At 70.1% G+C, this 9461-nt stretch carries 12 protein-coding genes; 4 read left to right on the top strand and 8 right to left on the bottom strand.

Annotated elements, in window-relative coordinates:
• Positions 1–502: 502 nt before the first annotated feature.
• Complete coding sequence (locus ACGFR7_RS17460; protein ID WP_393319382.1) at positions 503–1153, bottom strand: DNA-3-methyladenine glycosylase; 651 nt, start codon at positions 1151–1153, stop codon at positions 503–505.
• Between the two features lie 170 nt (positions 1154–1323).
• On the opposite strand from ACGFR7_RS17460, the gene ACGFR7_RS17455 reads away from it, so the two are divergent.
• The 3 genes from ACGFR7_RS17455 (at position 1324) to ACGFR7_RS17445 (ending at position 3580) form a co-directional block, all read left to right on the top strand.
• Complete coding sequence (locus tag ACGFR7_RS17455) at positions 1324–2106, top strand: sporulation protein (protein WP_350250185.1); 783 nt, start codon at positions 1324–1326, stop codon at positions 2104–2106.
• Between the two features lie 42 nt (positions 2107–2148).
• Positions 2149–2688: a YbhB/YbcL family Raf kinase inhibitor-like protein gene (locus tag ACGFR7_RS17450; protein WP_393319379.1), complete on the top strand. Its 540-nt coding sequence runs from the start codon at positions 2149–2151 to the stop codon at positions 2686–2688.
• Between the two features lie 388 nt (positions 2689–3076).
• On the top strand, positions 3077–3580 hold the full coding sequence (locus ACGFR7_RS17445) for an HNH endonuclease (protein WP_129297069.1): 504 nt from the start codon (positions 3077–3079) through the stop codon (positions 3578–3580).
• A 78-nt stretch (positions 3581–3658) separates the two neighbouring features.
• Here ACGFR7_RS17445 and ACGFR7_RS17440 read toward each other — a convergent pair whose 3' ends face one another.
• From ACGFR7_RS17440 to ACGFR7_RS17425, 4 genes are all read right to left on the bottom strand, one after another.
• Positions 3659–4426, bottom strand: a complete 768-nt coding sequence (locus tag ACGFR7_RS17440) for a sulfite exporter TauE/SafE family protein (protein ID WP_393319376.1) — start codon at positions 4424–4426, stop codon at positions 3659–3661.
• Positions 4427–4488: 62 nt separating this feature from the next.
• Positions 4489–5427 (bottom strand): SPFH domain-containing protein, encoded by a 939-nt coding sequence (locus tag ACGFR7_RS17435; RefSeq protein ID WP_030087611.1) that lies wholly within the window; start codon positions 5425–5427, stop codon positions 4489–4491.
• Positions 5428–5528: 101 nt separating this feature from the next.
• Complete coding sequence (locus ACGFR7_RS17430; protein WP_393319443.1) at positions 5529–5942, bottom strand: NfeD family protein; 414 nt, start codon at positions 5940–5942, stop codon at positions 5529–5531.
• Between the two features lie 165 nt (positions 5943–6107).
• Positions 6108–6902 (bottom strand): ABC transporter ATP-binding protein, encoded by a 795-nt coding sequence (locus tag ACGFR7_RS17425; RefSeq protein WP_393319440.1) that lies wholly within the window; start codon positions 6900–6902, stop codon positions 6108–6110.
• A 107-nt stretch (positions 6903–7009) separates the two neighbouring features.
• Here ACGFR7_RS17425 and ACGFR7_RS17420 point away from each other — a divergent pair, with 107 nt between their 5' ends.
• Positions 7010–7825, top strand: coding sequence for a hypothetical protein (locus ACGFR7_RS17420; RefSeq protein ID WP_393319374.1), 816 nt, complete (start codon positions 7010–7012; stop codon positions 7823–7825).
• Between the two features lie 102 nt (positions 7826–7927).
• Here the strand turns inward: ACGFR7_RS17420 and ACGFR7_RS17415 are convergent, their stop codons facing one another.
• The 3 genes from ACGFR7_RS17415 to ACGFR7_RS17405 all read right to left on the bottom strand — a co-directional run bounded on the left by ACGFR7_RS17415 (position 7928) and on the right by ACGFR7_RS17405 (position 9457).
• Entirely contained in the window at positions 7928–8173 is a 246-nt protein-coding gene (locus tag ACGFR7_RS17415; RefSeq protein WP_393319371.1) for a chaplin, read from the bottom strand.
• Positions 8174–8331: 158 nt separating this feature from the next.
• Complete coding sequence (locus ACGFR7_RS17410; RefSeq protein WP_393319368.1) at positions 8332–8574, bottom strand: chaplin; 243 nt, start codon at positions 8572–8574, stop codon at positions 8332–8334.
• Positions 8575–8764: 190 nt separating this feature from the next.
• Positions 8765–9457, bottom strand: coding sequence for a response regulator (locus ACGFR7_RS17405; protein WP_393319365.1), 693 nt, complete (start codon positions 9455–9457; stop codon positions 8765–8767).
• Positions 9458–9461 lie beyond the last annotated feature (4 nt).

The raw sequence follows: 9461 nt of genomic DNA, 5'->3' as shown, positions 1-9461 counted from the left end.
CATCCCCCGGATGTTTCCGGTGGACGGGGTATCAACATATCTGGCGTTGACTTTTGGCACGCTGTTGAGTTCTCAAGGAACGGACGCTTCCTTTGCGCCTGTTTCACCAGGCTCTCCGGGCGCTTCCCTTCGGTCTTGCGTTTCCAACCTTACCAGATCCGTTTCCGTGTCTGGCTCCCTGTTGGAGCGGGTCGGCCGTTCAGCTTTCGCTTTCCGGCCTTTCCGACTCTATCAGATCCGGTTTCTTTCGATTCCGGTTCCGATATTCGTCGGAGGTCCGCCGCGGGGCAGTTATTTACTGCTGCCCTTTCGGCGTGGTTACTACTTTAGCGGCTTACCTGGCGACTCATAATCGAGGCGGCCGGATCGAATTTCGGCAACGCGAAATAGGACCCGTTTGGGAGCCGATCGGAGTAGTTGGTTGTGCCGCCTGGCGGTCTGCGCAAATAGCGCTGCCCGTCTCCAGCGGCTCGGGCTACGTTAGGCGGTCGGCGACACGGAGTCAAGTAGCGGTGGTGGTGCGGCGCCGGGGGGTGTGGGGGCGGTAGGGGCTGACCGTGGGGTCGTCCGCGATCCAGTAGCGCCACGGGTGGTCGGCTCCGCCGCCGCCGACACCGGTGCGCGGGCCGCTGCGCACCAGCCCGGGGGCGGGCGGGCGGCCGTGCAGGACGGAGAGGGGGGCGGTGGCTTTGCTGCACAGGTCGGCGCCGTCGAGGGTGCGGTCGATGTCGAGGGCGGTGGCCAGGCGGGCCGGGCCCTTCGCCAGTTCGTTGGTGTTGCGGGCCTTGGGACGGCGGGTGGCCGCCAGGGAGGCGCCGGTAAGGATCTCGCCGGCGCGCAGGAGGACACCGCTCGCCTTGTCCTCGGGGCCGCAGACCGCGTTGAGGCTGAACCACATCCCGTAGATGAAGTAGACGTACGCATGACCGGGCGGGCCGAACATCGTGGCGTTGCGCGCGGTGCGGCCGCGGTAGGCGTGGGAGCCGGGGTCGGTGTCGCCGTCGTACGCCTCGACCTCGGTGAGGCGGAGTTCGATCGGTCCGTCCGGGGTGTTGCGGCGCAGGATGCGGCCCAGCAGGTCGGGGGCCACGTCCACCACGGGACGGTCGAAGAAGTCGTGGGTGAGCGGCATACGTTCCGGTACGTCGGTCATGCGGACCGAGAGTAGTGCAGCTGTTGGGGAGGCCGGCTGGCCATGGGGACCCCGGGGTTGGGAAAGTGTGGGCCGTGGAACCGGGTCGTACGGTTTCGCGTTCGTAGGGATCAAGCCGAGAGCTCGGCGCGCACTACACAGCACAGGCGTTCCGCCTGGGGAGGACGAGCATGGGATTCAAGAAGCTGCTGGCGAGCCTGGGCGCCGGAGGTGCGTCGGTGGAGACGGTGCTCTTTGAGGAGAACGTCGTCCCGGGTGGGGTCGTACAGGGCGAGGTGCGGATCCAGGGCGGGTCCGTGGCCCAGGACATCCAGGGGCTGTCCGTCGGACTGCAGGCGCGGGTCGAGGTCGAGAGCGGCGACGAGGAGTACAAGCGGAACATCGAGTTCACCAAGGTGCAGCTGGGCGGTGCCTTCGCGGTGCAGCCGGGTGCGGCGCACACCGTGCCGTTCGGGCTGGAGATCCCGTGGGAGACGCCGATCACCACGTTCCTGGGGACGCATCTGCACGGGATGAACGTCGGGGTGACGACAGAGCTGGCGATCGCGCGGGCGGTGGACTCCGGCGACCTGGACCCGGTGAACGTGCATCCGCTGCCGGCGCAGCAGGCGATCCTCGACGCGTTCGGGCGGCTGGGGTTCCGTTTCAAGGCCGCTGATCTCGAGCAGGGGCACATCAGGGGAACGCGACAGCGGCTCCCCTTCTACCAGGAGATCGAGTTCCACGCGCCGCAGCAGTACCGGGGCCTGAACCAGGTCGAGCTGTCGTTCGTGGCGGACGACCGGGAGATGGACGTCGTCCTGGAGATGGACAAGAAGCCCGGTCTGTTCAGCGAGGGGTCGGACACCTACCGGTCGTTCACGGTCGGGCTGAACGACTTCGAGGGGACCGACTGGGCGGGTTACCTCAACCAGTGGCTGGCGGAGGTCGGCGGTAAGCGGAACTGGCTCTAACCTGGCCGGACAGGTGTCAGCAAGCGACCAGGAGGTGTTGCAGTGTCCGAGCTGAAGCGGCGGCCGCTCCCGCACGATTTCCATCCGCCGGTGCCGCAGTTCACGGTGCTGAGCGACGAGGTGGAGCCGGGCGGGACGCTGCGGCCGGAGCAGGTGTTCGCCGAGGGGAACCGTTCGCCGCAGCTGCGGTGGGAGGGTGCGCCCGCGGGGACGAAGAGCTACGCCGTCACCTGCTACGACCCGGACGCGCCGACGGGCAGTGGTTTCTGGCACTGGTCGCTGTTCGACATTCCGGCGTCGGTGACGGAGCTGCCGGCCGGTGCCGGCTCCGGTGAGATGAAGGGGCTGCCCGAGGGCGCCGTTCATGTCCGTAACGACTACGGGACCCGGGAGTTCGGTGGCGCGGCGCCGCCGCCCGGGGACGGTCCGCACCGCTATGTGTTCACGGTGTACGCGGTGGACCAGGAGAAGCTCGGTCCGGACGGGGATGCCTCGCCGGCGGTGGTGGGCTTCAATCTGCGGTTCCACACGCTCGGGCGGGCTCAGCTGATCGCCGAGTACGAGATTCCCGCGGCGGGCTGAGCGCCGTAATTCCGTTGCGCCCCGGCGCTCCCCACACGACAGTGGTTGCCGTGCCGCCGCCCCGTAAAGGGGGCGGCGGGCAGCAGGTACCGCAGTGGCGGGAGCGGCGGGGCGCAGGTGTGTCGCCCGCTGTTCGCCGGAGCCCGGATGTATCTCGGGTGTCCTCATCGGCTGCCGTTCGCTCCGGGTCCCGGTAATTCACGGGGGTGGGACCCGGAGCACACTCTTTTCGCGGCCCATGGGGCGCCGCCGGTCCCTCTTTTTCATCTCCTGATCTTCCTCCATTTCCCTTGTGGCATGCGGAAATTGCGTTGTTCGGGGAATACCTGCCGCTGCACAGTGGAGCAGCTTCGCCGCGGGGGCGAAGCGGGTCCGGGAGGTGGGCGGGATGCGCGAGACACTGGTGCTCAATGCGAGCTTCGAGCCGCTGTCGACGGTGTCGCTGCGGCGTGCGGTGGTGCTGGTCATGCAGGACAAAGCGGTCATCGAGCACGCTCACCCGGGGCTGCGGATCCGTGCCGCCGCGGTGGACGTACCGGTGCCGCAGGTGATCAGACTCTGCCGGTACGTACGGGTGCCGTTCCGACAACGGGCGGCCTGGTCGCGGCGCGGGGTACTGGTGCGTGACCAGCACCGGTGTGCGTACTGCGGGCGCCGGGCGACGACCGTGGACCATGTCGTGCCGCGGTCGCACGGCGGTGGGGACACCTGGCTGAATACCGTTGCCTCGTGTGCGGAGGACAATCACCGCAAGGCGGACCGGACGCCCGAGCAGGCGGGGATGCAACTGCTGCGGCGGCCGTTCGAGCCGACGCCGGCCGATGCGCTGCTGTCGACGCTGGGGGTGTCGGTGCGGGAGGGGCTGCCGGAGTGGCTGGCGCTGCCTGCGTAGGGCGCGGCCGGCCCGACCGCGGGGTACCCGGCCGCCGGCTAGCGGGCCGTCGGGTACCGGGCCGTCGCCCGACTCGCCTTACTTGAGGAGGAGTTGGGCGATGGCCAGCAGGCCGACCACGACGATGACGGCGCGCAGGGCGGTGGGGGGCAGACGGCGGCCCACCTTCGCGCCGATCTGGCCGCCGAGGGCGGACCCGACCGCGATCAGGCCGACGGCGGCCCAGTCGAAGTGCGCGACGAAGAGGAAGAAGACGGCGGCGACGCCGTTCACGATCGCGGCGAGGACGTTCTTGAGGGCGTTGAGCCGCTGCAGGTCCTCGGAGAGCAGCAGTCCCATCAGGGAGAGGTAGAGCACGCCCTGGGCGGCGCCGAAGTAGCCACCGTAGGCGCTGGCGACCAGCAGGCCGGCCGGCAGGGCGAGGCCGCCGTCGCGGTGGGGGGTGGTGCCGTTGCGCTCGCGGCGGGCGCGGAGCGCGGCGGACAGCTTGGGCTGGACGATGACGAGTACCAGCGCGACGGCGATCAGGGCGGGGACGATCGCGTCGAAGGCCTTCGAGGGCAGTGCGAGCAGCAGGATGGCGCCGGCCAGGCCCCCGATGAGGGCGATGAGGCCGAAGCGGAGGATCCGGCGGCGCTGGCCGGCGAGCTCGCGGCGGTAGCCGATGGCTCCGCTGATCGAACCGGGCACCAGGCCAAGGGTGTTGGACACGTTGGCGGTGACGGGTGGCACGCCGAAGGCGAGCAGCACCGGGAAGGTGATCAGGGTGCCGGACCCGACGACGGTGTTGATCGTGCCGGCGCCGATTCCGGCGGCGAAGATGGCGACGGCTTCCCAGATGGTCACGCGGATCCCCCCGTGCATGAGCGGTACGGTTTCGCCCGATCATGCACCAGGGCCCGGCGGTGTCAGTCGATCGGGGGTGCTTCGCGGTTCGGCGAGCTGGGCTTGGGGATGGAGCCGCCGCCGGTCGGCGGGGTGAAGTTGCCGAGGGCGCCGCCGAGGCCCTTGAGGGCGTCGCCGATCTCGCTCGGCACGATCCAGAGCTTGTTGGCGTCGCCTTCGGCGATCTTCGGGAGCATCTGGAGGTACTGGTAGGAGAGCAGCTTCTGGTCCGGGTCGCCGGCGTGGATCGACTCGAAGACCACCCGGATCGCCTGGGCCTCGCCCTCGGCGCGCAGGGCCGCGGCCTTGGCCTCACCTTCGGCGCGCAGGATCGAGGACTGCTTCTCACCTTCGGCGGTGAGGATCTGGGACTGCCGGACACCTTCGGCCTGGAGGATGGCGGCGCGCTTGTCACGGTCGGCGCGCATCTGCTTCTCCATCGAGTCCTGGATGGAGGTCGGCGGCTCGATGGCCTTCAGCTCGACGCGGTTGACGCGGATGCCCCACTTGCCGGTGGCCTCGTCGAGCACCCCGCGCAGCGCCGCGTTGATCTCCTCGCGGGAGGTCAGGGTCCGCTCCAGGTCCATGCCGCCGATGATGTTCCGCAGGGTGGTGACGGTCAGCTGCTCGATGGCCTGGATGTAGCTGGCTACCTCGTAGGTCGCGGCGCGGGCGTCGGTCACCTGGTAGTAGATGACGGTGTCGATGTTCACGACCAGGTTGTCCTGGGTGATCACCGGCTGCGGCGGGAACGGCACGACCTGTTCGCGGAGGTCGATGCGGTTGCGGATGGAGTCGATGAACGGGACGACGATGTTCAGGCCCGCGTTGAGGGTGCGGGTGTAGCGGCCGAAGCGTTCGACGATGGCGGCGCTGGCCTGTGGGATGACCTGGATCGTTTTGATGAGTGCGATGAACACGAGCACCACCAGGATGATCAGGACGATGATGATCGGTTCCACAGCGGCTCCCGTGCCCTTCGTTACTGGTCCGCGCCGGTCGGTGACCGGCTTGCCATTGATCAGTCTTTCAGAGTCGTGGCTCGTCGCGCAGCGTGTTCGGGTCAGATGACGACGGCGGTGGCGCCTTCGATCTCGACGACGTCCACCTGCTGGCCGGGCTCGTAGACCTGGCTGCCGTCGAGGGAGCGGGCGGACCAGATCTCGCCGGCGAGCTTGATACGGCCGCCGCCCCCGCCGTCGACCCGTTCCAGGACCGTGGCGCTCCTGCCCTTGAGCGCGTCGATGCCGGAGGCGAGTTGGGGGCTCTGGCCGCGGTGGCGGTTGGCAAGGGGGCGTACGACGGCGATCAGCGCCACCGATACGGCGGCGAAGACGAGGAATTGCGGGACGGTGCCGCCACCGAGGCCCGCGGTGACGGCACCGGCGACGGCACCGACCGCGAGCATCCCGAATTCGGGCATCGCGGTCACGACGAGGGGAATGCCCAGTCCTACGGCGGCGATCAGCCACCACACCCATGGATCCACGGCTTCATGGTAGATCCGTGCGGCGGCCCGGGACAGGGCGCGATCGGTCAGCGGCCAAAAGCCGCGCGGTGCCGCGACCGGGGCCCCCGGGCAAAGGCCGGGGACGGCTCGTTGAGGGGCGGCTCGTGGAGGGGGCGGTCCGCCGACGGGCGGTCAGGTCAGGGGCAGGCCCTGCGCGGTCCAGCGGTCGTTGCCGTTGCGCTCGACGACCAGCGGGAGGCCGAAGCAGTGGGAGAGGTTGCTGGAGGTGAGTTCGAGCTCCAGGGGGCCGGCGGCCAGCACCTTGCCCTGACGGATCATCAGGACGTGGGTGAAGCCCGGGGCGATCTCTTCGACGTGGTGGGTGACCATGATCATCGAGGGGGCGTACGGGTCGCGGGCGAGGCGGCCGAGGCGGCGGACCAGGTCCTCGCGGCCGCCGAGGTCGAGACCGGCGGCCGGCTCGTCCAGCAGCAGCAGCTCGGGGTCGGTCATCATGGCGCGGGCGATCAGGGTGCGCTTGCGCTCGCCCTCGGAGAGGGTGCCGAACTTCCGGTCGAGGTAGGCGTTCATGCCGAGGCGGTCGAGGAAGGCGCGGGCGCGCTGCTCGTCGATGTCCTCGTAGCTCTCCTGCCAGCCGGCCGTCATGCCGTACGCGGCGGTGAGCACGGTCTGCAGGACGGTCTGGCTGCGGGGCAGCTTGTCGGCCAGCGCGATGCCGGCGATGCCGATGCGCGGGCGCAGGTCGAAGACGTCGACCCTGCCCAGCTGCTCGCCGAGGATCGAGGCGCTGCCGGAGCTCGGGAAGAGGTAGCTGGAGGCGAGGTTGAGCAGGGTGGTCTTGCCGGCGCCGTTGGGGCCGAGGATCACCCAGCGCTCCCCTTCCTTCACCGACCAGGAGACCTGGTCCACCAGAGCCCGTCCTTCGCGGACCACGGATACGTCCACCAGCTCCAGCACATCGCTCATGAGCGCGTTGTCTCCCATTGCTTCTCGGTCGTCGCGTACACCTGTAGGCGCAGCCCCCTGCAAACCTACGCCACTCGTTGTCGGTGCTCTTCCCTAGGCTGGGGACCATGCTCGATGAACCACGTTCAGGACGGCTTGCGGCATGGGGAAATGCCCTTTTGGCCGGACTTGTCTCACCTGATGAAGCCGCGCACCGGATCGCGGACGACGATGCGGTGCACCGCGTGGAGGGCCTGCCCGGGGAGGAGGCGCCGGTCGGCCTGACACTCGCGCTGGGGCGGCTGCGGACGCTGGGGGCGCGGGGCCTGCGGGTGGCCCTGCCGGCTCCCGGGCATCCGCTGGGACTGTGCGGACCGCCGGAATTCAATGCGCGGGCGCTGGAGGCCGAGGAGGCGGTACTCGCCCCGGGGGCCGGGCTGGGACTGATTCCGGAGAGGTACGAGGCCGGTCCTGAGGGTGGCATCGGCCCCGATGTGCATGTGGAGGTGGTCTGGCGCTGCCTGCCGGTGCGGGAGGCGCCGCCGGCCGATGTGCCCTCGCTGGGCGAGGCGGAACGGGAGCTGGCTCAGGCGCTGCGGGAGGCGACCGAACTGCTCTCGAAGCTGGACGTGGCCGGGGCAGGCCCGGTGGCGCAGGCGGCGCTGGAGGCGTACCGGGCGCGGGCGGAGGCCGGCCGGCAGGTGCTGGCTCCCGGATATCCGCCGCGGGCGGTGCGGGTATTGGAGCTGGCGCAGCGCGTCGGCGCGCTCATCGATATCGCGCAGCAGGCCGGCGGGGACGGCAGGGAGCACGGCGGGGCGGTGAGCTCGTCCGAGATCGCGGCCCGCGCCGAGGCGCTGCGGCCGGTGGAGCGGACGGCCCGGCGGGCGCAGGTGGCGGCGTACAACTCCGCGGTGGAGGAGAGGGAGCGGCACCGGCGGTGAACGGAAGCGGCCCCGCCGGACCATTGTGTGGTCGGCGGGGCCTTTGCCGAGCGGGCCGGACGCCTCTGGGCAGGCGAAGCCGTCCGGTCCGTTCGGACAACCTCAGTTGTTCGCGGTGGCGTTGCCGAAGGCGGGGTTGAGCGCGCCGATGACGGTGGCGGTGTTGCCGGTGACGTTCACGGGGACGTGCACGGGGACCTGGGCGAGATTGCCCGAGCCGATGCCGGGGGAGAGCACGGCCGTGCCATCGGCCTGCGCGCCACTGGTCGCGAAGGCGGATCCGGCGGCCGCACCGAGGGCGATCCCGGTGGCGGCGAGGACGAGTGCGGCCTTCTTGACGGTGTTCATGGGGGCGTGTTCCTCACGTGGTGGCACAGGGCCGTAAGACGATGGCGGAGGGTTGGGGGACCGGCCGCGCGTCCAAGGAGGGACGGGGCCGGTCCGGCCCGACCCGCGCGGACCATGGCATCGCGGGGGTCGGACGAGGTCCTGCGGGCGTCCTGGGATCAGACGTTGACGCAGGGGTTGCCGAAGGTGGGGTTGAGGGCGCCGATGACGGTGGCGGTGATGCCGCAGGCGTTCACGGGGACGTGCACCGGGACCTGGATGACGTTGCCGGAGACGATTCCCGGGGAGTGCACCGCACCGCCCTGGGCCTGCGGGGAGTGGGCCGAGGCGACGCCGGCGCCCGCGAGGGCGAGACCGCTCGCCACCATCGTGATGGCCGCTGCGCGCTTGATGTTCTTCACTTCTCTAGCTCCTCGTTGCCGTTGCCGTGGCCAGCCGCCACGACTGCACTGGACAACGGCCCGGGCCGAGAAGGGATACGCCGAATGGGCTACGGCTACACGACAGTATGAATCTCGGATCTGAAGACGACATTCCGCTTGTGTCGGCGGTAGGGGAGCACCGTCGTACCCGGCGCTCCCCCATGGGCGTTCAGGCCCCGATGCCGTGCCGTACGGCCCACAGTGCGGCCTGTGTCCGGTCGGCGAGGTCGAGCTTCATGAGGATGTTGGAGACATGGGTCTTGACGGTCTTCTCGGACAGCACCAGCGCACGGGCGATCTCACGGTTGGAGCGGCCGTCCGCGATCAGGCCGAGGACCTCGCGCTCCCGGTCGGTGAGGGAAGTGCCGCGCCCCTGGCCGCCGTTGTTCTCCTCCTGGGCCAGCAGTGCGCCGGCCACCTCGGGCTGCAGCAGGACATGGCCCGCGTGGACGGAGCGGATGGCGCCGGCCAGCGCGTCCGGGTCGATGTCCTTGTAGACGTAGCCGGCCGCGCCCGCGCGCAGCGCCGGGACGACGGTGCGCTGTTCGGTGAAGCTGGTGACCACCAGCACGCGGGCGGGGTTGTCCAGTTCGCGCAGCGTGCGGAGCGCCTCGATGCCGTCCATGCCGGGCATCTTGACGTCCATCAGGACGACGTCCGGGCGCAGCTCTTCGGCGGCGGCGATGCCCTCGGCGCCGTCGGAGGCCTCCCCCACCACCTCGATGTCGTCCTGGACCTCCAGGAACGTCCGCAGTCCGCGGCGCACGACCTGGTGATCGTCGACGAGCAGCACGCGGATCGCCTGCCCGCCGCCCGCGGTGCGCCCGGAGTCCGCCCCTGCTTCGTCCGCGGGATTCCCCATCGCG

The sequence above is a fragment of the Streptomyces sp. NPDC048516 genome, from assembly GCF_043199875.1.
In the GTDB taxonomy this organism is placed as follows: domain Bacteria; phylum Actinomycetota; class Actinomycetes; order Streptomycetales; family Streptomycetaceae; genus Streptomyces.
The sequence above is the reverse complement of the archived record's forward strand: the minus strand, read 5'-3'. Positions and strand labels throughout refer to the sequence as shown.